General features: G+C 70.5%; 16 protein-coding genes. 10 read left to right on the forward strand and 6 right to left on the reverse strand.

The genetic code is table 11. The features are described 5' to 3' along the window. Window positions 1-117 precede the first annotated feature (117 nt). Both ACRVYW_RS03025 and ACRVYW_RS03030 read left to right on the forward strand, forming a co-directional pair. Window positions 118-1,407 (forward strand): glutamyl-tRNA reductase, encoded by a 1,290-nt coding sequence (locus tag ACRVYW_RS03025; protein ID WP_431801533.1) that lies wholly within the window; start codon window positions 118-120, stop codon window positions 1,405-1,407. 13 nt (window positions 1,408-1,420) lie between these two features. Further along, complete coding sequence (locus ACRVYW_RS03030) at window positions 1,421-2,413, forward strand: LacI family DNA-binding transcriptional regulator (RefSeq protein ID WP_431801535.1); 993 nt, start codon at window positions 1,421-1,423, stop codon at window positions 2,411-2,413. A gap of 71 nt (window positions 2,414-2,484) precedes the next feature. Here ACRVYW_RS03030 and ACRVYW_RS03035 read toward each other — a convergent pair whose 3' ends face one another. The 5 genes from ACRVYW_RS03035 to ACRVYW_RS03055 all read right to left on the reverse strand — a co-directional run bounded on the left by ACRVYW_RS03035 (window position 2,485) and on the right by ACRVYW_RS03055 (window position 7,525). Further along, a complete protein-coding gene (locus tag ACRVYW_RS03035; protein ID WP_431801537.1) occupies window positions 2,485-2,997 on the reverse strand; it encodes an NUDIX hydrolase in 513 nt (170 codons plus the stop codon). 2 nt (window positions 2,998-2,999) lie between these two features. Then, window positions 3,000-3,899, reverse strand: a complete 900-nt coding sequence (locus ACRVYW_RS03040; protein WP_431801539.1) for a TatD family hydrolase — start codon at window positions 3,897-3,899, stop codon at window positions 3,000-3,002. Between the two features lie 8 nt (window positions 3,900-3,907). Next, window positions 3,908-5,470, reverse strand: a complete 1,563-nt coding sequence (gene metG, locus ACRVYW_RS03045; protein ID WP_431801541.1) for a methionine--tRNA ligase — start codon at window positions 5,468-5,470, stop codon at window positions 3,908-3,910. Further along, on the reverse strand, window positions 5,467-6,000 hold the full coding sequence (locus tag ACRVYW_RS03050) for an ArsR/SmtB family transcription factor (protein ID WP_431801543.1): 534 nt from the start codon (window positions 5,998-6,000) through the stop codon (window positions 5,467-5,469). The genes metG and ACRVYW_RS03050 overlap by 4 nt, the downstream gene beginning before the upstream one ends. A gap of 511 nt (window positions 6,001-6,511) precedes the next feature. Continuing rightward, on the reverse strand, window positions 6,512-7,525 hold the full coding sequence (locus ACRVYW_RS03055; RefSeq protein WP_431801545.1) for a LacI family DNA-binding transcriptional regulator: 1,014 nt from the start codon (window positions 7,523-7,525) through the stop codon (window positions 6,512-6,514). 202 nt (window positions 7,526-7,727) lie between these two features. On the opposite strand from ACRVYW_RS03055, the gene ACRVYW_RS03060 reads away from it, so the two are divergent. The 5 genes from ACRVYW_RS03060 to ACRVYW_RS03080 all read left to right on the forward strand — a co-directional run bounded on the left by ACRVYW_RS03060 (window position 7,728) and on the right by ACRVYW_RS03080 (window position 15,246). Then, a complete protein-coding gene (locus ACRVYW_RS03060) occupies window positions 7,728-8,972 on the forward strand; it encodes a sugar ABC transporter substrate-binding protein (RefSeq protein ID WP_431801547.1) in 1,245 nt (414 codons plus the stop codon). A 93-nt stretch (window positions 8,973-9,065) separates the two neighbouring features. Continuing rightward, on the forward strand, window positions 9,066-10,694 hold the full coding sequence (locus ACRVYW_RS03065) for an ABC transporter permease subunit (protein ID WP_431801549.1): 1,629 nt from the start codon (window positions 9,066-9,068) through the stop codon (window positions 10,692-10,694). Between the two features lie 25 nt (window positions 10,695-10,719). Further along, window positions 10,720-11,667, forward strand: a complete 948-nt coding sequence (locus tag ACRVYW_RS03070; RefSeq protein WP_431801551.1) for a sugar ABC transporter permease — start codon at window positions 10,720-10,722, stop codon at window positions 11,665-11,667. 34 nt (window positions 11,668-11,701) lie between these two features. Then, window positions 11,702-13,171: an alpha-amylase gene (locus ACRVYW_RS03075; RefSeq protein WP_431801553.1), complete on the forward strand. Its 1,470-nt coding sequence runs from the start codon at window positions 11,702-11,704 to the stop codon at window positions 13,169-13,171. 110 nt (window positions 13,172-13,281) lie between these two features. Beyond that, window positions 13,282-15,246 (forward strand): glycoside hydrolase family 13 protein, encoded by a 1,965-nt coding sequence (locus tag ACRVYW_RS03080; RefSeq protein ID WP_431801555.1) that lies wholly within the window; start codon window positions 13,282-13,284, stop codon window positions 15,244-15,246. A 31-nt stretch (window positions 15,247-15,277) separates the two neighbouring features. Here the strand turns inward: ACRVYW_RS03080 and rsmI are convergent, their stop codons facing one another. After that, window positions 15,278-16,093 (reverse strand): 16S rRNA (cytidine(1402)-2'-O)-methyltransferase, encoded by an 816-nt coding sequence (gene rsmI, locus ACRVYW_RS03085; RefSeq protein ID WP_431801557.1) that lies wholly within the window; start codon window positions 16,091-16,093, stop codon window positions 15,278-15,280. A gap of 23 nt (window positions 16,094-16,116) precedes the next feature. Here rsmI and ACRVYW_RS03090 point away from each other — a divergent pair, with 23 nt between their 5' ends. The 3 genes from ACRVYW_RS03090 to ACRVYW_RS03100 all read left to right on the forward strand — a co-directional run bounded on the left by ACRVYW_RS03090 (window position 16,117) and on the right by ACRVYW_RS03100 (window position 22,738). Further along, window positions 16,117-17,766 (forward strand): dolichyl-phosphate-mannose--protein mannosyltransferase, encoded by a 1,650-nt coding sequence (locus ACRVYW_RS03090; protein WP_431801559.1) that lies wholly within the window; start codon window positions 16,117-16,119, stop codon window positions 17,764-17,766. A 39-nt stretch (window positions 17,767-17,805) separates the two neighbouring features. Beyond that, complete coding sequence (gene hrpA / locus ACRVYW_RS03095; RefSeq protein ID WP_431801561.1) at window positions 17,806-21,732, forward strand: ATP-dependent RNA helicase HrpA; 3,927 nt, start codon at window positions 17,806-17,808, stop codon at window positions 21,730-21,732. Between the two features lie 64 nt (window positions 21,733-21,796). Continuing rightward, window positions 21,797-22,738: a quinone oxidoreductase family protein gene (locus tag ACRVYW_RS03100; RefSeq protein ID WP_431801563.1), complete on the forward strand. Its 942-nt coding sequence runs from the start codon at window positions 21,797-21,799 to the stop codon at window positions 22,736-22,738. The last annotated feature ends 11 nt before the right edge of the window (window positions 22,739-22,749 follow it).

Consider the following 22,749-nt stretch of genomic DNA (forward strand, 5'->3'; position numbering starts at 1 on the left):
ACGAGGGGGTGCGTTGCGTGCAAGAGCGAAGCCTTCGGAAGGAGCGGCGGGCAGCGCCGACGACGGCGCGGAGTGCGGCCGGAGCGCGGGCGGAGTTAATCGTTATACTAACCCCTGATGCTCGTCTGTCTCACCGCCCACCAACGCACGACCTCCCTCGAAGACCTCGAGCGGCTGTCGGTCATCGGCGACGCCGCCGCGACCGAGCTCGCCGCCGCGCACGACGCGATCCGCGGCGCCGTCGTCCTCGCGACCTGCAACCGGTTCGAGGCCTATTTCGATGTCGCCGACGCGCCCGACGCCTCGCCGATCCCCGCGATGGATGCCGCGATGGAGCGGATCGCTGGCCTCACCGACCTCCCCTTCCGTCAGGTGCGCGAGACCGTCGACTTCGCCCACGGCAACGGCGTGGCCCAGCACCTGTTCTCCGTCGCGTCGGGTCTCGACTCGGTCGCCGTCGGCGAGGACGAGATCGCCGGCCAGGTCAAGCGCGCCCTCGAGACCGCCCGCCGCGAGGGGGCGACGACCGCGCCTCTCGAGCACCTCTTCCAGCGCGCCACCGAGACCTCCCGCGCCGTCAAGAACTCGACCCGTCTCGGCGAGTCCGGGCGTTCTCTCGTGCGCCTCGCGGTCGAGCTCGCCGGCTCCCGCGTGGGCGAGTGGGAGGATGCCCGGGTCCTCCTCGTCGGCACCGGGCGCTACGCCGCGGCATCCCTCGCCGCCCTGCGCGCCGTCGGCGCGACCGACATCCGGGTGCACTCCCGGTCGGGGCGGAAGAAGTTCGCGCAGCGCGAGAACCTCCGCCCCGTCTCGATCGCCGACTTCGCGGACGAAGCCGCACGCGCCGACGTTATCGTCACCTGCACCACGACGACCGACACGTACGCCCTCACCGCCGAGGAGCACGGCATGGCCCGCCTCGGCGTGGAGTCGTCGCAGCTGGTCATCGACCTCGGCATGCCCCGGAACGTCGACCCCGGCCTCAGGTCGCTCCCCGGCGTCGAAGTGCTCGACCTCGACACGATCCGCGTGCACGCGCCGATCGACGAGTTCGCGACGATCGATGAGGCCCGCCTCATCGTGCAGACCGCCGCTCAGCGCCACGCCGCCGCGCGTCGCGTGCACGAGGTCGCCCCCGCGGTCGTCGATCTGCGCAGGCACGTGCAGTCGGTGCTGGATGCCGAGATCGCCCGCGCCCGCACCCGGGGCGCCGATCCCGCCGAGACCGAGGCGGCGCTCCGGCACTTCTCCGGTGCGTTGCTGCACGGCCTCATCGCACAGGGCCACGCGCTCGCCGCGGCGGGATCGGGACCGCTCTGGTCCGACGCGATCGGGCTCGTCGTGCCGCCTGCCGCCGACACCTCCGCGGCGCCGCGCGAACGCGACGTGGAGCGCGATCTCGGATGAGCGAGGCCGCGCCGTGACCCGGGTGACCCTCCGCGACGTCGCGGAGCGCGCCGGCGTGTCCACCGCGGCCACGAGCCAAGCGCTCAACGACCGCGGCAACCTCCGACCGGAGACGCGCGAGCGCATCAAGGCGATCGCCGCCGAGCTCGGCTACTCCCCCAACAAGCACGCCGCCGCGCTCCGGAGCGGCCGGACGATGTCGATCGGGTTCGTCATGCCCGATACCGAGGACGACGACGGCGCGAAGCGCTGGGCGTTCGACCACAACCGGCAGCTGAACGCGCTCGTGCGGGCGTCTGCGGAGCACGGGTTCACCGTCACGGTGCTTCCGGCATCCCGCCCCGACCTGCTCGAAGCCACCCAGCTCGACGTCCTGTACGTCTCCGACGCTCGCTCCGGGCTCGACGTCGTCCGCGCCGCGGCGACGCGCGGCATCCCCGTCGTCGCCCGCGACCTGTACGTCGACGTCGACCGCTCCCTCAGCGTCCGCACCGGGTACGACGCGGTCCTCCGCGCGAGTCTCGAGCACCTCGCCGCGAGCGGCGCCGAGCGCATCGCGCTCCTCGTCGACGAGGGCGACCACCCGCGCGACGAAATCGCCCGCACGGGTTACCACGGTTGGTCGACCGTCCGCGGCCGGGAGCCCCTCGTCTTCGAGGTCGATCTCGCCCACCGCGCGCTCCCTAGGCGTGTCCGCGAGGCGTTGGATGCCGGGGCCGACGCGATCCTCGCCTTCTGCGAGGACGGCCCGGAGATCTACCTGCAGCTCGAAGCCTCGCCCCTCGTCATCCCGCGCGACGTGCAGCTGCTCGCCCTCTGCGTCACCGACTGTGCGCTCAACGAACGCCTCGGCGTGACCCACGTGTGCGTGCACCCCGAACTCGCCGCGGAAGCGGCGTTCCGCTCGCTCGGCGCACTCACGCATTCGCCGTCGGCGACGCTCGCGGGCGACCCGCTCGTCGCCGATCTCCCGTGGGAGCTCGTCCGCGGCTCGTCGACCCGCTGATCACGCTCCGCGGCCGCTCACCTTCCGCGGCTGCGCTGCCGACGACGCCTGTGCCTGCGCTTGCGGGACGTTCATCCCGCCACGAGCGTTGCGAGCGGGCGTCCGAGTTCGTCGAGCCGCCGCACCCAGGGCCCGGCCATCTCGCCGCGCGCGCATCGGCGGAACGCCTCGTCGAGGCTCACCCATCTGCTTTCCGAGACCTCGGCGGGGTCGAGGGTGACGGCCGGGTCGTCAGCCACACGCGCGACGTAGAGGTCGAAGAGCGCGCGATCCTCCGTCACGCGCCCCGCGAGCCGGAGGTCGGATGCCGCCGCCCGCACGCCGGCCTCCTCCGCGAGCTCGCGGACGGCGCCCTCGGCGCTCGTCTCGCCCGTGAGGATGCTTCCCGCGGGAAACTCCCAGGCGAGCGGCCAGTCCTTCGCGGCCGACCGGCGCGTCATGAGGACGAGCCCGTCGCCGCGCACGACGCACACCGACGCGACCACGTGGAAGGAGCCCTCCGGCACCGGGTCTCCGCGGCGATGCGTCCGGCCGAGGGGCGCGCCGGCGGCATCCGTCAGATCCCAGCGCTCGTCGTCCGACACCGTCAGTCCTCGAACGCGCCGTAGACGGTGAGCGTGTTGGCGGCGAGCTGAGCGCAGAACTCGTCGAGGTCGGCGCCGAGCTCCTCGGCCATGAAGCGCACCGTCACGGGGATGAGGTACGGGGCGTTCGGTCGCCCCCGGAACGGCGTGGGCGTGAGGAACGGCGCGTCGGTCTCGACGAGGATGCGCTCGCGGGGGGTCACGCGCAGCGCGTCGCGCAGGTTTTGCGCGTTCTTGAACGTCACGTTCCCCGCGAAGCTCAGCCAGTAGCCGCGGTCGGCGGCGATGCGCGCCATCTCCTCGTCGCCCGAGAAGCAGTGGAAGACGGTTCGCTCCGGCGCGCCGACGCGCTCGAGGGTCTCCAGCACCGCGTCGTGCGCATCGCGGTCGTGGATCTGCATGGCGAGGTCATGCTTCTTCGCGAGCGCGATGTGCGCTTCGAAGCTCTCGAACTGCGCGGGGAGTCCGTCGCCCTCCGTACGGAAGAAGTCGAGCCCGGTCTCCCCGATCGCGCGGACGCGCGGCTGCGTCGCGAGGTCGTCGATCACGGCGATCGCCTCGTCGAGCATTCCCTGCGCGGCATACGCCGGCGCCTCGTTGGGATGGATCGCCACCGCCGCGAGGACGCGCGGGTGGGATGCCGCAGCCCACGCCGACCATCGACTCGAGTCGATGTCGCCGCCCGCCTGCACGACGCCCAGGACACCCACTTCGCTCGCACGCAGCAGGTGCTCGTCGAGGGACATGCCCCCGGGCTCCGACCCTGACGAGGGGCCGTCTTCGATCTCGAGGTGCGCGTGGTTGTCGTACACCGGCACCGCGAGCGGCTCGGGCGAGATCGGGTACGAGACGTCGCGCGCGCCCTTCTCCCGCTGCCGGACGTAGTTCGACGGATCGGTCATCGCGCGACCTACTGCTCGACGCGGGGGAAGAGCGGCGCGAGCCCGTTGACGCTCGAGCCGGGCGCGAGCTGCCCCCACTCACCCGCCTCGCGCACCGGCTGATCCTGCAGGCGCCCGGGGTGGCCGAGGGCGATCCAGAGCTTCTCGGTCGCCTCCGGCATGAAGGGGCTGAGGAGCACGGCGAGCGCGCGCAGACCCTCGGCCGCCGTGTACAGCACCGTCCCGAGACGCGCGCGCTGCGCGTCGTCCTTCGCGAGCGCCCAGGGCTCGTTGTCGGTGATGTAACCGTTGAGCGCGTCGACGATCGTCCAGATCGACGAGATCGCCTCGTCCGGCCGGAACCGGTCGATGGCCGCGTCGGCGTTCGCCGCGGCAGCCGCGACGATTCTCTGGATCTCGAGGTCGCCGTCGGTGTAGTCGGATGCCGGGGGCACGATCCCCTCGAAGTACTTCTCGATCATCGCGGTCGTCCGGGACGCGAGGTTCCCGAACCCGTTCGCGAGCTCCGCCTGGTAGCGCGCGGAAAGGTCCTCCCACGAGAAGGAGCCGTCCTGACCGAACGCGATCGCGGAGAGGAAGTAGAACCGGTAGGCATCCGATCCGAAGACGTCCGTGATCTCGGTCGGGGCGATGCCGGTGAGCTTGGACTTCGACATCTTCTCGCCGCCGACGAGCAGCCAGCCGTGTGCGAAGACGCCGCGCGGCACGTCGAGGCCCGCGGCCATCAGCATCGCCGGCCAGATGACGGCGTGGAAGCGCAGGATGTCCTTCCCGACGATGTGGAACGCCGGCCAGCGACGCGCGAACTGCTCCGGGTCGGTGCCGTAGCCGATGGCGGTCGCGTAGTTGAGCAGCGCGTCGACCCACACGTAGATGACGTGCGAAGAGTCCCAGGGGACGGTGATGCCCCAATCGAACGCGGAGCGCGAGATCGACAGGTCCTTCAGTCCCGAGCGGACGAACGAGACGACCTCGTTGCGCGCGGACTCGGGCCGAACGAAGTCGGGCTCGGTCTTGTAGAGCTCGAGGAGGCGATCTTGGAACTCGCTCAGCTTGAAGAAGTAGTTCTTCTCCTGAAGGAGCTCGAGCGGCTTCGAGTGGATCGCGCAGACCTTGAGTCCCTCGAACGCGCCGGTGCCGTCAACGATCTCGGACTCGGGCTTGAACTCTTCGCAGCCCACGCAGTAGAGCGCCTCGTACTCGCCCGCATAGATGTACCCGCGGTCGTACAGCGCCTGCACGAACTTCTGCACGCTCTCCTCGTGGCGTGACTGGGTCGTGCGGATGAAGTCGTCGTTTGCGACGCCGAGGGTTTCCAGCAGCGGGAACCACGACTCGGTGACGAGCTTGTCGACCCACTCCTGCGGCGTGACCCCGTTGGCGGCGGCGGCGCGGAGCATCTTCTGCCCGTGCTCGTCGGTGCCGGTGAGCATCCAGGTGTCGTCGCCCGCCTGGCGGTGCCAGCGCGCGAGCGCGTCGACCGCCACCGTCGTGTACCCGTGGCCGATGTGGGGAAGGTCCGAGGGGTAGTAGATCGGGGTCGTGATGTAGAAGGACTGACCGGTGCTCACCCCCCGATTCTAGGCGGGCGGAGGTCCTCGTCCTCGTCTGTGACGGGATCGACCGGCCAGGCGTAGACCGTGCGCACGGGGTACAGGCCGGTCTCGGGCTCGGCAGCGAGCGGCGTCGACGTCTGCCTCCCGCGCATGCCCGGACGAGGATCGCGCGAGGGCCCCTTGCGGCGGACGACCGATCCGAAGGGCGGCTGGTGCAGAGGATCGCGCCATCCCGATCCGAACGGATCCCGCCCCACGCCGCCGAGCATCTTGGTGAACAGCTCGTCCAGACAGTCATCGAGGTGCTGGAACCCCTCCGCCGTGAAGTAGTACCAGCGCCACCGCTCATCGGCGACGACATCGACGAAGCCGGCGTCTCGCAGGATGCGCAGGTGCTTCGACACCGCCGTCCGGCTGATGCGGAACTCCACCCCGATCGCCTCGGCGATGTTGCCGGAGGTGTGCTCGCCGCTCGCGAGGATCTCGACGATCCGCCGGCGGACGGGATCGGCCATGACGGCGAAGGGATGCATCGGCTCAGCCATGCTCGGACCCTACGACCGACCCCCGACATCCCGTCCCCCCGGCCATCCCGTCCCCCGGCCACCCCTCGCCCCACCCTCGGGATTGTCCTCATCGTCGGGATTGTCCTCGTCGTCGCGGTCGCGGTCGCAGTGAGCGCCCGCGCGACTTTTGCACCTTCTCCCAGAACGCCGATGAACTTCCCGCTCACACGACCTCCCGCACCTGGCCCGTCGCCCACCACATCGGCGCGGCACCCTCCCAGAGAACGTCGATGAACCTCCCGCTCACACGACCTTCCGACCTGCCCCGTCGCCCACCGCATCGGCGCCGCATTCACGCCGAAAACCTCGAGTGATGTGTGAACGGGAAGTTCAATGACGTTTTGAGAGAGCATCGAAAGTCGTTCCCCGTTCCCACGCGTCCCGAATCACGAATCCAGAATCACGAGCCGTAGCGGCCGACCGCCAGCCGATCCGCGCGGTCGAGCCACGGGCCTTGGGTCAGGCGGGCCGGTGGTCAGGCGGCGGTGGGTCAGGCGGTCTCGCGGACCACGAGCGTCGTCGGGAGCACGACGTCCTCGCGCGGGATGCCGCGAATGAGGTCGAGCAGCATGTCCACCATCGTCGCGCTGATCTCCGGCCACGGCTGACGGACCGTCGTGAGCGCCGGGCGGTGCGTCTCCGCGAGACCCGAGTCGTCGAACCCGGCGACGGCGACGTCGTCGGGCACGCGCTTGCCGGCCCGGCGCAGAGCAGTGATCGCGCCGACGGCCATGACGTCGCTCGCCGCGAATACCGCGTCGATGTCGGGCGTTCTCTGGAGCAGACGCTCCATCGCGGCATCCCCGCTCGCCGCCTGATAGCTGCCGGTCTCGACGAGCTCGGGGTCGAAGCGGTCGCCGAGTTCCGCACGGAACCCCTCGAGGCGGAGCACTCCGCCCGGCGTGTCGAGGGGGCCGGTGATGAGGCCGATGCGACGGTGTCCACGCTCGGCGAGGTACCGCGTCATCATGCGCGCAGCCCCGACCTCGTCGATCGCGACGTGCGGGACGGCGACGTCGTCGCGCTGCGGGATGCCCGAGCACACCGTCGGGATACCCGCCGCGACGAGAGAGGCGAGCAGCGCGTCCGAGGCGTGGGAGGACACCAGGAGCACCCCGTCCACGTGCCCCGCACGCACGTAGCACTCGACGTTGCGCTGCTCATCGGCCGTGTCGGCGATCAGGAGCACGAGCGTCATCGACCGCTCGGCGAGCGCCGTCGTCGCGCCGCGGAGCAGCAGCGCGAAGGTCGGGTCGGAGAAGAGCAGCTGCTGTGATTCGGTGAGGAGGAACGCGAGCGAGTTGGACCGCCCCGTCGCGAGGCTCCGCGCGGCGTGGTTGGCCGTGTACCCGGTCGTACGGATCGCCTCTTCGACCGCCGCGCGCGCCTCCGTCGACACCCAGTGACCGCCGTTGATCACTCGCGAGACCGTCCCGTGCGACACACCTGCCACCGCCGCGACGTCGCGGATGGTCGGTTTTCGCGTGCTCTCGGTAGATCCCACGAGAGCAGACTCTACCCGGAGAGTCGGCGTGGTATCTTGGTCAGACCACAAATACTGTGACCGGTCACAGTTCGGTAACGAACGCACCACCGATCGGCTCACGGAGCGCAGAATGACACTGCGCGCATTCTGCGCGGTGACAGCACAGGCGACGCGGCCGATGCACCATCGGCCTGCCGCCACTATGAAGAGAGGCACACCGATGAAGGTGAAGAAGAAGGGCATGCTCGCGACGGGCATGGTCGTGGCGGCGAGCATCCTCGCCCTGGCCGGCTGCTCGAGCAGCGGCGGCACGACCTCCCCGACCGACGAAGGGCCCGCGAGCGGCTCGCTGACCGTCTGGGTCGACGCCGACCGCGCCCGCGCGCTCGAAGACGTCGCGAAGACGTTCGAGCAGGAGAAGGGCGTCAAGGTCAACCTCGTCGTCAAGGACTACGGCAAGATCCGTGACGAGTTCACGGCGCAGGTCCCGACCGGCAAGGGCCCCGACATCACGATCGGCGGACACGACTGGATCGGCGCGTTCGTCAAGGACGGCATCGTCGCGCCCGTCGAGCTCGGCGACAAGTCGGCGGACTTCGAGAAGGTCACCGTCGAGGCCGTCACCTACGAGGGCAAGACGTACGGCCTCCCCTACGCGATCGAGAACATCGCGATCCTCCGCAACACGGCGCTCGCCGACTCGACGCCGGCCACCTTCGACGAGATGATCGCGAAGGGCCAGGCCGCAGGCACCGAGTACCCGTTCGTCGTGGGCCTCGACCCCCAGGCATCCGACCCGTACCACCTCTACCCGTTCCAGACCTCCTTCGGGAACTCGGTCTTCGCGCGCAACGACGACGGCTCCTACGACGCGTCGCAGCTGACCATCGGCGACGAGGCGGGCCAAAACTTCGCGACGTGGCTGACGGCGCAGGGTGACACCGGCACGAAGGTGCTGAACCTGAACCTCTCGGGCGACCTCGCCAAGGAAGCCTTCAACGCCGGCAAGTCGCCGTACTTCCTCACCGGTCCGTGGAACGTCGCGGACGCGCAGTCGGCCGGCATCGACGTCTCGGTCGACGCGATCCCGAGCGCGGGCGGCGAGACGGCCGCACCGTTCGCCGGCGTGCAGGCGTTCTTCCTGTCCGCGAAGAGCAACAACGCGCTCATCGCGAACGAGTTCCTCGTGAACTACATCGCGACTGCCGACGTGCAGACGAAGCTGTTCGAGGCCGGCGGCCGTCCGCCGGCACTGACCGAGTCGTTCGAGGCGGCGCAGTCCGACCCGATCATCGCGGGCTTCGCCGCGGTGGGCCAGAACGCCGTCCCGATGCCGAGCATCCCCGAGATGGGTTCGGTGTGGGACGACTGGGGCAAGACCGAGGCCGCGCTCATCAAGGGCTCGTCCGACCCGGCCGGTGATTGGGTCAAGATGGCCGAGTCCATCAAGTCCAAGCTCGGCTGAACCTGACGGGGGCGGCGTCCCTTGCGGACGCCGCCCCCTCTCTTGCACTCTTACCCGCAGAAGCATGAATCCGCCCGACAGGAGTCGACGACGATGACCGGCCCCACGCTCGAGACCGAGCGCACTCACACCACCGCCGAAGAGCGCGCCGCCCGCCGCAAGCGCAAGCGCGCTGAGGCCTGGGCCGAAGCCGCAGGCGCCGGCTGGAAGGTCTGGCTCGTCAAGATCGTCTGCCTCGGCATCATCGACGCGATGGGCATCTACGCGATCCTCGTCCTCATCGGCTCGGGCTTTCTCGTACCGCTCCTGATCGCCGCAGCGATCCTCGCCATCAACGTCATCTACCTGAAGCCGGGCCTCCTCCCCGCCAAGTACCTGACGCCCGGCCTCGTCTTCCTCTTCGTCTTCCAGATTTTCGTGGTGCTCTTCTGCATCTACATCGCCTTCACCAACTACGGGTCCGGGCACATCTCCACGAAGGAGGATGCCGTCAACGCCCTCCTCATCCAGAACCAGCAGCGCGTCGAGGACTCCCCCACCTACCCGCTGTCGATCGTCGAGCAGAACGGCACGTACTTCTTCCTCGTCACCGACCCCGACGGCGATGCGCTCATCGGCGGCGAGGAGCGCCCGCTCGAACCCGCCGCCGACGCCGAGTTCAGCGGCGACAAGGCGGTCTCGCTCCCCGGCTACACGACGCTGGACTTCGGGCAGATCGTCGCCAACCAGGGTGCGATCACGACCCTCGCCGTCCCCTTCTCCGACGATCCGAACGACGGCACGCTGCAGACGCGCGACGGCTCCGTCGCCTACCAGTACATCTCGACCCTCGTGTGGGACGCGGACGCCGGGACCATGACGAACACCGACACGGACGTCGTCTACCACGACAACGGCAACGGGTCGTTCGAATCCGACGACGGGCAGACCCTCGCGACGGGCTGGCAGGTGTGGGTCGGCATGGACAACTTCGTCCGCGCCTTCACGACCGAGTCGATTCGCGGGCCGTTCATCGCCGTCACGATCTGGACGTTCGCCTTCGCGATCCTGTCGGTCGCGACGACCTTCGTCCTGGGCCTGTTCCTCGCGATCGTCTTCAATGACCCGCGGATGAAGAGCAAGAAGTACTACCGGGTGGTGATGATCCTCCCGTACGCGTTCCCGGCGTTCCTGTCGGCGCTCGTGTGGGCGGGCATGTTCAACCAGGACTTCGGATTCATCAACCAGACGCTGCTCGGCGGGGCATCCATCCCCTGGCTGCAAGACCCCTTCCTCGCGAAGGTGTCGATCCTGATCGTCAACCTCTGGCTCGGCTACCCCTACATGTTCCTCGTGACGACCGGTGCGATCCAGTCGATCCCCGAGGACATCCAGGAGGCCGGCAAGGTCGACGGCGCGGGGGTGTGGCAGATCTTCCGCTACATCAAGTTCCCGCTGCTGCTGGTGGCGGTCGCGCCCCTGCTGATCTCGTCGTTCGCGTTCAACTTCAACAACTTCAACCTGATCTACATGCTGACCGGCGGAGGCCCCCGGATCCCCGACGCCTCGATCAACGTCGGACACAGCGACATCCTGATCTCGATGGTCTACAAGGTGGCGTTCGTGGGAGCCGAGCGCGACTACGGGCTCGCGAGTGCGTTCTCGATCATCATCTTCGTGCTGGTCGCTGTCATCTCGTACCTGAGCTTCCGCCAGACCAAGGTCCTCGAGGAGCTGAACTGACATGAGCATCCAAGAAGCTGTCCCCGTGGCACCCGTGACCGCGTCCGCCGGCGACGGCGGCGACGCGGGCAAGAAGAAGTGGGGGGATGCCGGTGTCCCCGGCGCCAAGGAGCCCCGCCGCCCGCTCGGTCGCTGGTTCCGCGAGACCGGGTGGCGCCACCTCGTCGGCATCGTCATGATCGTCTTCTCGGGGTTCCCGCTGGTCTACGTGCTGTCCGCGTCACTCAACCCCGGCGGCACCCTGCTGACGGCGAACAGCCTGTTCTCGAACTTCGACATCGGCAGCTACATCGCCCTCTTCCAGGACCCGCTGCGCCCCTACGGCGCGTGGTTCGTGAACTCGATCTTCATCGGGCTGACGACGTCGTTCTTCACGGTCGTCCTCTGCGCGCTCGCCGCGTACGCGTTCTCGCGCATGCGCTTCCGCGGTCGCCGGGCGGGCCTGCTGACTCTCCTCCTCGTGCAGATGTTCCCGCAGCTGCTCGCGGTCGTCGCGATCTTCCTGCTGATGTCGGCGATCAGCGAGGTGTTCCCTGCGCTCGGGCTCAACTCGCAGATCGGCCTCATCATGGTCTATCTCGGCGGCGCGCTGGGCGTGAACACGTTCCTCATGTACGGGTTCTTCAACACGGTTCCGGCATCCATCGACGAAGCGGCGAAGATCGACGGCGCGGGGCACGCGCGCATCTTCTTCACGATCATCCTGCGCCTGGTCGCCCCCGTGCTCGCGGTCATCGGCCTGCTCTCGTTCATCGGCACGATGAACGACTACCTGATCGCCTCGGTCATCCTCGTCGACCCCGACAAGCAGACCCTCGCGGTCGGGCTCTACCAGTTCGTGTCGCAGGAGACCGCGCGCAACTGGAGCGTCTTCGCCGCCGGCGCCGTCCTCGCCGCGATCCTGCCGATGGCCCTGTTCCTGTCGCTCCAGCGCTTCATCGTCGGCGGCCTGACCGCCGGTTCGGTGAAGTGACCGCTGCACGCCGTCCGGTGCCTGGAGTGACGCGATGAGAGGTACGCGCGCGCTCGCCGCGGCGGGGGTGCTGATCCTCGGCGTCGGCGGGTTCGCGGCGTGCACGCCAGGAGGCGGCGACGCCGCTGCGCCCTCCGCGCCCGACGTCGGGGTGCAGCTGTTCCAGCGGCCGTGGATCTCGATCGCGGAGGACTGCGAGACGACGATCGGCCCCGCGGGGTTCGCGTGGGTGCTGACCTCTCCCCCGCAGGAGCACATCACGGGGGATGCCTGGTGGACGAGCTACCAGCCCGTCTCGTACGACCTCGACTCGCGCCTGGGCACAGAGGCGGAGTTCGCCGACATGGTCGCGCGCTGCGATGCGGCGGGCGTCGACGTCATCGCCGACGCGGTCATCAATCACATGGCCGGCATCGAGTCGGGAACGGGCACGGGCGGCACGGCGTTCACGCACTACTCCTACCCCGGCCTCTACGAGGACGGCGACTTTCACCACTGCGGCCTGACCGCCGACGACGACATCGCCGACTATTCGTCCCGCGAGCAGGTGCAGACGTGCGAGCTGGTGAACCTCGCCGACCTCGACACGTCCTCGGCATCCGTCCGGCAGACGATCGACGGGTACCTGACGCACCTGCTCGACCTCGGCGTCGCGGGCTTCCGCATCGACGCCGCCAAGCACATGGCCGCGGAGGACGTCGAGGCGATCGTGTCGGCACCGCCCGAGGGCACCGTCATCATGAGCGAGGTGATCCGCGGGGCGGGCTCGGAGCCCATTCAGCCCGAGGAGTACACGGGCTTCGGTGAGGTGTTCGAGTTCCAGTACGCGCGCGACCTCGGTCCGGGCCTGAAGGCGGGGGTCGTCACCGATCCGGAGCTCGGCGACGAGCGCCCGCTGCACGTGCCGTCCGAGAGCGCCGTGGTCTTCATCGACAACCACGACACCGAACGCGGCGAGGCATCCCTCACGTACCGCGACGGCGGCCTCTACCTGATTGCGAACGCGCTCATGCTCGCCGACGACTACGGCACTCCCGTCGTCTTTTCGGGCTACGCCTTCACCGACCGCGACGCAGGACCGGCGCAGGATGCCTCGGGGCGCGCGCTCGGGTGGGACTGCGCCGGGGTGAGCGGGCCGAAAGACTCCTACGCCGACGGCGAGGGCATCTGCACCGAGGCGTGGACGGCGATCGCGGGCCTCCTCGAACTTCGCCGCTTTGCCGGCGACGCGCCCCGCCTCGCGGGTGTCTCCGACGGCGACGTGTACGGGTTCGAGCGTGACGGACGGGCGCTTCTGCTCGTGAACCCGTCGGGTGAAGATGCCGACGCCACCATTCCCGCCGGCCTTCCCGACGGCGAGTACTGCGACGTCGTCTCGGGCGGTGCCGGCGCTGCCTCGGCATCCGGCTGCGCGGGCGCGACCGTCACGGTGTCGGGCGGCGAAGTCACGACGACGGTGCCTGCCGACGGCGCGGTCGCCATCCACGTCGGGGCGCGCCGGTGACCGCTCGGCGGTAGACTGGAACCACAACTGAGGGGCTCTGTCACGCGGTCGCGTGCAACCACGTCGCATCTCGCCGACGTCGGAGTCGGCACCTACCCGGAGGTCCTCTCATGATGGATGCCGCACGCCGCCCGCACCACGACGGCTCGCCCCTGTACGTCTCGCATGCCGCACCCGCGATCGGCGACGACGTCGCCGTCCGCCTGCGCGTCCCCGTGTCGCCGCGCGGGGGCTACGGCCCGGTCGAGCGCGTCCTCGTCCGCTCGAACCCCGATCACGAACCGGCGTGGGTCGAGGCGTCCCGCGACGGCGCGGTCGACGGGTGGGAGTGGTGGACGGCACGCATCGTCGTCGCGAACCCCCGGCACGGTTACCGGTTCCACTTGGTCCTCGCCGACGGGCGCGTCGAGATCCTGAACCAGGCCGGCCTCACCGACATCGACGCGCTCGACGGGCAGGACTTCGCCCTCGTCGCCGAGAACGCGCCGCCCGCCTGGATGGAGGACACGATCCTCTACCAGATCTTCCCCGACCGCTTCGCGCGCTCGGCCGCGGCGGATGAGCGGCCCACGCCCGCGTGGGCGATCCCCGCGGCGTGGGACGAGCCGCTCGACCCGGTGCACCCCGGGCGGGGCCACCAGTTCTACGGCGGCGACCTCGACGGCGCCGCCGAGAAGCTCGACCACCTCACCGCTCTCGGGGTCACGGCGCTCTACCACACGCCGATCTTCCCCGCGGAGTCGAACCATCGCTACGACGCCTCGCGCTTCGACGCCATCGACCCCGTCCTCGGCGGCGACGACGCATACCGCCGGCTCATCGAGGCGGCGCACGCCCGGGGCATCCGGATCATCGGCGACCTCACGACGAACCACTCCGGCATCGCGCACGAGTGGTTCCGCGCCGCGCACCGCCATCCCGAAGCTCCCGAGAGCGCGTTCTACTACTTCCACGACGACGCGAACGAGACGTACGAGACGTGGCTCGACGCCGACACGCTGCCGAAGTTCGACTGGTCGAGCGACGAGCTGCGTCGCCGCTTCGTCGACGGTGAGGGCTCGGTCGTCGCCCGGTGGTTGCAGCCGCCGTACGGGATCGACGGGTGGCGCATCGACGTCGCGAACATGACCGGCCGCCTCGGCCGGATCGACCACAACGCCGAGGTCCGTCAGGCGCTCCGGCAGACGATGATCGACGTGAATCCCGAGACGCTGCTGCTCGCGGAGTCGACGAACGATGCGGCATCCGATCTGCAGGGCGACGCGTGGCACGGCGGCATGACGTACCCGGCCTTCACCCGCGGCGTGTGGGCGTGGCTGGCCGACCCGCGGCGCATCCCGCACTACGGCTTCCACGGCGAGCTCAGCGAGGACATGTGGTTCTTCGGGCTGCCGACCGGGATGCCGCGGTACAGCGCACGCCAGTTCGTGGACCAGTTCCGCCGGTTCACGAGCCAGATCCCGTGGCGTGTGCAGCGCGGAACGATGTCGGCCCTCGACACGCACGATACCGCACGCTTCGCGACGTATGCGTCCCCGGGCGCCGTGCCCCTCGCCCTCGGGCTGTCGATGACGCTCCCCGGCATCCCGGTCGTCTACGCGGGAGACGAGTTCGGTCTCGAGGCCGTCGACGGTGAGATGAGCCGGACCCCGATCCCCTGGGAGCGTGCCGGCGAGCCCGAGGTCGCGGAGCGCATCGCGCTGTACCGCGACCTGATCGCGCTGCGACGCGGGCACTCGGCGCTGTCGACGGGAGGCCTCCGGTGGCTCCACGTCGACGATAACGCCGTCGTGTTCGTGCGCGAGAGCGCCGACGAGAGCGTCCTCGTCGTCGCGACGCGGGGCGGGGTGGATGCCGTGATCCCTGCGCCGCTGATCGTGGGCGCGGATGCCGCGCAGTCGCTGTTCGGCGAGGCATCTGTGAGCGTCGAGCCGGACGGCGCCGTGCGCGTGCGTGCCGAGGGCACGGCGTTCGCCGCGTTCGCCCTCCCCGGCGTCTCGGCGCCGCCCGCGTCCACCGCGTCGGAGGACCTCGACCCCGAGGCCTTCACCGCCCTCGGCGCCCCGCCCGAGTGACCCCGCGGACGCCGTCTCGACTCGCCCCCGGTCACCGAGCGGCGAGCGCCGCCTGGTACAGGTCGCGCGAGCTCAACCCGGTCTGTGCGGCGACCTCTGCCGCGGCATCCTTCAACCGCACGCCCGACGCGACGAGCGCTTGCACCTGCACGAGCGCGTCGTCCGCCGACACTGCGCGGGCGACGGCGCCGCCCACGACGACGACGATCTCGCCGCGGACGCCCTCCGCGGCCCACGCCGCGAGCTCTCCGAGCCCGCCGCGGACGACCTCCTCGTGGAGCTTGGTCAGCTCGCGGCAGACGGCGGCGGGCCGCTCGGCGCCGAACGCGTCCGCCATCGCGGTGAGGGTCTCGGCGAGGCGCGACGGCGCCTCGAAGAAGACCATCGTCCGGGGCTCGGCCGCGAGCGCGCCGAGCGCGCGGCGCCGGTCGCCGCCTTTCCGAGGCAGGAAACCCTCGAAGGTGAACCGGTCGGTCGGCAGCCCGGCGATGGCGAGCGCCGTGACGACCGCGCTCGGTCCCGGGATCGCCGTGACCTCGACGCCCTGCGCGATGGCCTCGGTGACGAGCGCGTATCCCGGGTCGGAGACCGTCGGCATCCCCGCGTCGGAGAGGACGAGCAGATCTTCGTCCCGCGCGCGGGCGACGAGTTCCGCCGCACGCTGGCGCTCATTGTGGTCGTGCAGCGCGATGAGGGTCGGCCGATTGGCGATGTCGAGCGCGCGCAGCAGGCGCTGGGTCGTGCGGGTGTCCTCCGCGGCCACCGCCGTCGCCGATTCGAGGGCCGAAACGAGACGGGCCGACGCGTCCCCGAGGTTCCCGATCGGGGTTGCAGCGAGGATGATCACGGCCCCAGCATAGGCTGGTGCCCGTGACGACGACCGCCCCGCCCCTCCTCCCGGCCGCGCGCGGATCGCGCTACGACCGGTGGCGCGCACGGGTCGCCGCCGACCCTCGCCTCGAGCGCCTCTACGCCTGGCTGGCGCCGACACTCATCACGGCGCTCGCCGGCATCCTGCGCTTCTGGAATCTGGGCCACCCCCACGCCCTGGTCTTCGACGAGACGTACTACGTGAAGGATGCCTGGAGCCAGTGGAACCTCGGCTACGCCGCGCAGTGGCCGGCGGGCGCCGACGCACGCTTCGCCGCGGGCGAGACGGACATCTTCCTCACCGATCCGAGCTTCGTCGTGCACCCCCCGCTCGGCAAGTTCCTGATCGGAGCGGGAATGGCGCTGTTCGGCCCGGAGAACTCCTTCGGCTGGCGCTTCTCGGCGGCGCTGTTCGGCACGGCGCTGGTGCTGCTGCTCTTCCTCTTCGCGAGGACGCTGACGCGCTCGACGGTGTTCGCGAGCGTCGCCGCGTTCCTCCTCGCGATCGACGGACTCGGCATCGTCATGAGCCGGGTGTCGCTGCTCGACATCTTTCTGGCGTTCTTCATCCTGCTCGCGTTCTGGTTCACGGCGCTCGACCGACGACAGGCGCTCGACCGATTGGCCGCCGCGACCGTCGCGCGCAGCGCCGACGGCGAGCCTGTGCCGTGGGGGGCGATCGTCTGGAACCGCCCGTGGGTGATCGCCGCGGGAGCCGCGGCGGGTGCGGCGACGGCCGTGAAGTGGTCGGGCGTCTGGGTGCTCGCCGCCATCGGTCTGTACCTCGTCGTCACCGATGCGCTCGAGCGGCGGCGCCTGGGCGTCACGTTCTGGCCCACGGATGCCGTGCGGCAGGGCCTCGTCTCCTTCGTCCTGCTCGTGCCCGTCGCCCTCGTCGTGTACCTCGCGTCGTGGATCGGGTGGCTCACGAGCGATGGCGGCTACGACCGTCACGCGGCCGACGCGAACCCCGCGACGGGCGTGTTCAGCTGGGTGCCGCTGAGCCTGCAGAGCCTCTGGAAGTACCACCAGACGATCTACAACTCGATGACGAGCATGACCTCGCCGCACAGCTACGAGAGTCCCGCCTGGCAGTGGGCGCTGCTGTGGCGGCCGACCTCGATGTACGCCAATGCCACCGAGAACGGCCAGGGTGGGTGCCCGGCGACAGGCCATGGGGGATGCCTCGAGATCCTCTACTCCATGCCCAACCCGCTCCTCTGGTACGCGTCGATCGCGGCGATGATCTACCTCATCTACCGGTTCGTGCTCGACCGGGACTGGCGGAAGGCACTCGTCCTGGTCGGCATCGCGTCGACGTGGTTGCCGTGGTTCGTGTACCCCGAGCGGACGATCTTCCAGTTCTACACGATCGTCATCTGGCCGTTCCTGCTGCTCGCCCTCACGTTCGCGCTGCGGCAGATCGCGTCGCCGCAGCGTCTCGACGACCCGGCGCCGCCGCTGACCGCCGCGGATGCCGCGGCATCCGTCGCCCGCTCGGTGCGCCGTCGCCTCGTCGGCCAGCGGATCGTGATCGTCTTCCTCGCCGTCGCGGTGCTGCTGTCGATCTTCTGGTATCCGCTGTGGTCGGGCATGCAGGTGCCGTACGAGTTCTACCGCCTGCACAACTGGATGCAGGGATGGGTCTGACGACCTGACAGTGACCGCGCGCGGTTACGATGGAGGGCTATGCCTTCCGCCGAACCCGTGATCTCCTACCCGCCGGAGCTGCCCGTCAGCGCGGCCCGCGGCGAGATCGCGCGCGCGATCGAGGGGCATCAGGTCGTGATCGTCGCGGGCGCGACCGGGTCGGGCAAGACGACGCAGCTGCCGAAGATCTGCCTCGAACTCGGCCGCACGAAGATCGCCCACACCCAGCCCCGGCGGATCGCGGCGCGGACGATCGCCGAGCGCATCGCCGAGGAGCTGCAGGTGCCGCTCGGCGGCGCCGTCGGCTACAAAGTGCGCTTCACCGATCAGGTCTCCGCCGACACGAAGATCGCGCTTCTGACCGACGGCATCCTGCTCAACGAGATCCACCGCGACCGGCTGCTGCGCCGTTACGACACGATCATCGTCGACGAGGCGCACGAGCGCTCGCTCAACATCGACTTCCTGCTCGGCTACCTCGCGCGGATCCTCCCCGAACGCCCCGACCTGAAGGTCATCATCACCTCGGCGACGATCGACCCGGAGAGCTTCGCGCGTCACTTCGCGGATGCCGAGGGCACGCCCGCCCCCATCGTCGAGGTCTCGGGCCGGACGTACCCGGTCGAGATCCGCTACCGCTCCCCCGTCGCCGAGGAGGGCTCGGAAGACGACGTCGACACCCTCCTCGCGGCGCTGCGCGAACTCGACCGCGAGGCCGACGGCGACGTGCTCGTCTTCCTGCCGGGCGAGGCGGAGATCCGCGATGCGATGGATGCCGTCCGCGGCATGTACGCGAAGGACACCCGCCCGACCGAGGTCCTCCCCCTGTACGGACGGCTCTCGGCGGCCGAGCAGCACCGGGTGTTCGAGCCGTCGCGCGTCGCGGGAGTGCGCCGTCGCGTGATCCTCGCGACGAACGTCGCCGAGACGAGCCTGACGGTCGCCGGCATCCGCTACGTGGTGGATGCCGGCACCGCCCGCATCTCGCGGTACAGCGTGCGCTCCAAGGTGCAGCGACTGCCGATCGAGGCGATCTCGCAGGCATCCGCCCAGCAGCGCTCGGGGCGCGCGGGCCGCACCTCCGACGGCATCGCGATCCGGCTGTACTCCGAGGAGGATTTCGCCTCGCGGCCCGAGTACACCGAGCCGGAGATCCTGCGCACCTCGCTCGCCTCGGTCATCTTGCAGATGCTCGCCCTCGGATTCGGCGACATCGAGGAGTTCCCCTTCCTCACGAAGCCCGACAGCCGGGGCGTCAAAGCGGCCTTCGAGCTGCTGACGGAGCTCCGCGCCGTCACCGGCGCGGGCGTGAAGACGGGCACGCGCGAGCGGCGCCTCACGAAGATCGGGCGCGAGATCGCGCGCCTCCCGATCGACCCGCGCTTCGCCCGCATGCTGCTCGAGGCGCGCCGCCTCGACGTCCTCGCGCCCGTCCTCGCGATCGTGGCGGGACTGTCGATCCAGGATGTCCGCGAGCGGCCGTCCGCCGAGGACGGCGCGGCGCGCGAGCAGGCCGACCGGGCGCACGCGCGGTTCGCCGACCCCACGAGCGACTTCCTCACGCTGCTGAACCTCTGGAACCACCTGCAGGAGCAGCAGCGCGATCTCGGCTCGAGCGCGTTCCGGCGCCTGTGCCGCGCCGAGTTCCTGAACTACGTGCGCGTGCGCGAATGGTTCGACGTGCACCGTCAGCTGCGCCAGCTGCTCGGTGTGAAGGGCGCGCCGAGCGAGGTCACCGCCGACCCCGCCCTCGTGCACCGCGCGATCCTCGCGGGGCTCCTCTCCCACATCGGCGTCCTCGACACGCGCTCGACCTCCAAGACCAAGCCCGGTGACAAGCGCAAACCCCTCGCCGCCTACCGCGGCGCACGCGGAGCGAACTTTGCGATCTTCCCCGGATCGGCCCTGCGCAAAGCGTCCCCTGACGCCGTCATGGCCGCCGAGCTCGTGGAGACCTCGCGCCTGTACGGCCGCACGGTCGCCGCGATCGACCCCGCGTGGGCGGAGGAACCCGCAGGAGACCTCGCGCACCGCACGCTCAGCGACCCGCACTGGTCGAAGGATGCCGGCGCCGCCGTCGCCGCGGAGAAGGTCACGCTCTTCGGCGTCGAGATCATCCCGCGCCGGCGCGTGCAGCTCGCCCGCATCGACCGCGATCAGGCGCGCGAGCTGTTCCTCCGCCACGCGCTCGTCGACGGCGAGTGGAACGTCCAGTACCTCGACAAGAAGCTGACGGCGTTCGAGCGGCGGAACCTGGAGCTGCGCCGACGCCTCGAGAAGGTCGAGGAACGCGAGCGTCGGCGCGACATCCTCGTCGGCGACGAGGCCGTCTTCCGCTTCTACGACGCGCGCATCCCGCCGGACGTCGTCGACGTGCGCTCCTTCGAGGCGTGGTGGCGAGAGGCATCCGCGCGCACCCCGCGCCTGCTGGACATGTCGGAGGCCGATCTGCTCGACGCCTCGTCGCGCACCGACGAGAGCGCCTTCCCGGGACGCTGGGAGCAGGGCGACCAGACGCTCTCGCTCGCCTACCGCTTCGAGCCGGGCGACCCGGAAGACGGCGTCAGCGTCGTCGTGCCGCTGCCGCTTCTCGCGGCGCTCCGCCCCGACGGGTTCGACTGGCAGGTGCCCGGGCTCCGCGCGGAACTGATCACGGCGCTCCTGCGCGCGCTGCCGAAGAGCATCCGGCGGCACGTCGTCCCCGCCGCGGACTGGGCCGCGAAGCTCGGCGACGAGCTCGCCGGCGATGGTCCCGAGCACCACCGGGGCCTCCCCACGCAGTCGCTGACCGCAGCCCTCGCCGCGCGCATCCAGCGCGTCGCCAATCAGCCCGTGACCGCCGCCGACTTCGAGCTCGAACGGGTACCGCCGCACCTGCTCGTGACCTTCCGCGCCGTCGACCACCGCGGGCGCACGGCCGGCACTTCGCGCGACCTCGCCGACCTGCAGGCCCGGCTCGCGGGCCGGGCGCGCGAGCCGGTCGCCCGCACGCTCACGCGCGAGCCGCGACCGACCGACCGGGTCGCGGCGGCGCGCACGCCGGGCAGCAGCCCCGCTCCCGTCAACCCCGCCGGCCCGGCGCTGACCGAACGCACCGGTCTCACGACGTGGGACCTCACCGCGCTGCCCGAGGAACTGCCGGCCGTCATCGACACGAAGGTCGCCGGCGGCGTCGTCCGCGGCTACCCGGCGCTCGTCGACGAGAAGGATGCCGTCGCCCTCCGCATCGAGGCGACGCCCGAGCGTGCCGCGCGCCTCACCCACGCGGGCGTGCGACGGCTGCTCCTGCTCGCCGTGCCCTCGCCGGCCGCGTACGTCCTCGATCACCTCACGGCGGCCGAGAAGCTGTCGCTCGCGGCATCCCCCTATCCGTCGGCGAAGGCGCTCATCGAAGACGCGCGCGTCGCCGTCGCCGACGCCGTGCTCGCGCGCGTCGCACCGGACGGCGTGCGCACGGCCGCGCAGTTCGCCGCGGCGCGCGACGCGTTCTCAGCCTCCGTCGTCGACGACCTCTTCCAGGCCGTGTCGCTCACGGCCCGCATCCTCACGGCACAGCGCGACGTCGAACGGGCGATCAAGGGTCAGAACTCGATGACCCTCCTCGCCGCGCTCGGCGACACCAAGTCCCAGCTCGCGGGACTCATCCACCCCGGATTCGTCTCGCAGACGGGCCTCGCCCGCCTCGCGCATCTCCCCCGCTACCTGCAGGGCGCGCTCCTGCGCGTGCAGACACTCGCCGATGCCCCCGGACGCGACCGGCAGCGGCTGACGGAATACGAACGCGCCGCCGCAGCGTACACGGATGCCGGCGGCACGATCCCCGCCGGCTCCGATGCCGCGCCCGGCCTCGCCCACGCGCGGTGGCTTCTCGAGGAGTACCGCGTGAGCCTGTTCGCCCAGCAGCTCGGCACCGCCGAACCCGTCTCGCTGCCGCGCATCGTGAAGGCGCTCGCCGAAGCGCGCTGACCTACCCACCCCACTGGTCGGCACTGCCCGGGAAGAATCCCGAGTCCGTAGTGTTGACCCCACTATGAGCACCGCGATCACCTACACCGCCGTCGGAGGACCCGAGGTCCTCACCGCCACCGAGATCGACACCCCTGCCGCCGGCGCGGGCGAGGTCGCCGTTCGCATCGAGGCCGTCGGCGTCAACCCGATCGACGCGAAGCTCCGCTCCGGAAAGCGCCCGTCGCCGCCCATCACCGCACCGCGCGGCGTCGGTTCGGATGCCGCGGGCGTCGTGACCGCCGTCGGCGAGGGCGTCGAAGGCTTCCGCGTGGGAGATACCGTCGTCGTCTTCGGCGCGACCGGCGCCTACGCGACCGACCTCGTCACCACCCCCGAGCACCTCGAGCCGCGTCCGCCGCAGGTGTCCGCGGCTCAGGGCGCGGCCCTCGGCGTTCCCGTCGGCACGGCCTACCAGACCGTCCGCTCGCTCGCTGTCGGCGCCCACGACACGGTGCTCGTCCACGGCGGGTCGGGGTCGGTCGGCCAGGCCGTCATCCAGTTCGCCGTCCTCGCCGGAGCACGCGTCATCGCAACGACGAGCGACCGCCGCGCCGCGCGCGTCGCCGAGCTCGGTGCGACGCCGATCCCCTACGGCGACGGCGTCGTCGCGCGCGTGCGAGAGCTCGCGCCCGACAGTGTCACGGTCGCGATCGACCTCGCGGGCACCGACGAGGCGCTCGCTCAGTCGATCGAGCTCGTCGCCGACAAGACCCGCATCGCGACCCTCGTGCGCGGCGCCGATGCGGCGGGTCTCGGCATCCGCGCCTTCATGGGCGGCAGTCCCGTGCCCCTCACCGCGGCGGAGCAGGCGTGGCGAGCCGAGGCGATGCCCGTGACCATCGCCCTGATGGCGGCCGGCGCCTTCTCGGTCGACCTCGGCCCGGAGCTGCCTCTCACCGACGCCGCCGAGGCGCATCGCCTCGTCGAGGCGGGCACCGACGGGAAGATCGTTCTCGTCCCCTGAGCGGCGCCGGG

The organism is Microbacterium sp. bgisy203 (assembly GCF_965345155.1).
In the GTDB taxonomy this organism is placed as follows: Bacteria; Actinomycetota; Actinomycetes; order Actinomycetales; family Microbacteriaceae; genus Microbacterium.

Excerpts from the sequence above, each read along its gene's own strand:
- ACRVYW_RS03025 (WP_431801533.1), top strand. The coding sequence starts at position 118 with ATGCTCGTCTGTCTCACCGCCCACCAACGCACGACCTCCCTCGAAGAC.
- ACRVYW_RS03040 (WP_431801539.1), bottom strand. The coding sequence starts at position 3,899 with ATGACCGATCCGTCGAACTACGTCCGGCAGCGGGAGAAGGGCGCGCGC.
- ACRVYW_RS03050 (WP_431801543.1), bottom strand. The coding sequence starts at position 6,000 with ATGGCTGAGCCGATGCATCCCTTCGCCGTCATGGCCGATCCCGTCCGC.
- ACRVYW_RS03060 (WP_431801547.1), top strand. The coding sequence starts at position 7,728 with ATGAAGGTGAAGAAGAAGGGCATGCTCGCGACGGGCATGGTCGTGGCG.
- ACRVYW_RS03065 (WP_431801549.1), top strand. The coding sequence starts at position 9,066 with ATGACCGGCCCCACGCTCGAGACCGAGCGCACTCACACCACCGCCGAA.
- ACRVYW_RS03075 (WP_431801553.1), top strand. The coding sequence starts at position 11,702 with ATGAGAGGTACGCGCGCGCTCGCCGCGGCGGGGGTGCTGATCCTCGGC.
- ACRVYW_RS03080 (WP_431801555.1), top strand. The coding sequence starts at position 13,282 with ATGATGGATGCCGCACGCCGCCCGCACCACGACGGCTCGCCCCTGTAC.
- hrpA (WP_431801561.1), top strand. The coding sequence starts at position 17,806 with ATGCCTTCCGCCGAACCCGTGATCTCCTACCCGCCGGAGCTGCCCGTC.
- ACRVYW_RS03100 (WP_431801563.1), top strand. The coding sequence starts at position 21,797 with ATGAGCACCGCGATCACCTACACCGCCGTCGGAGGACCCGAGGTCCTC.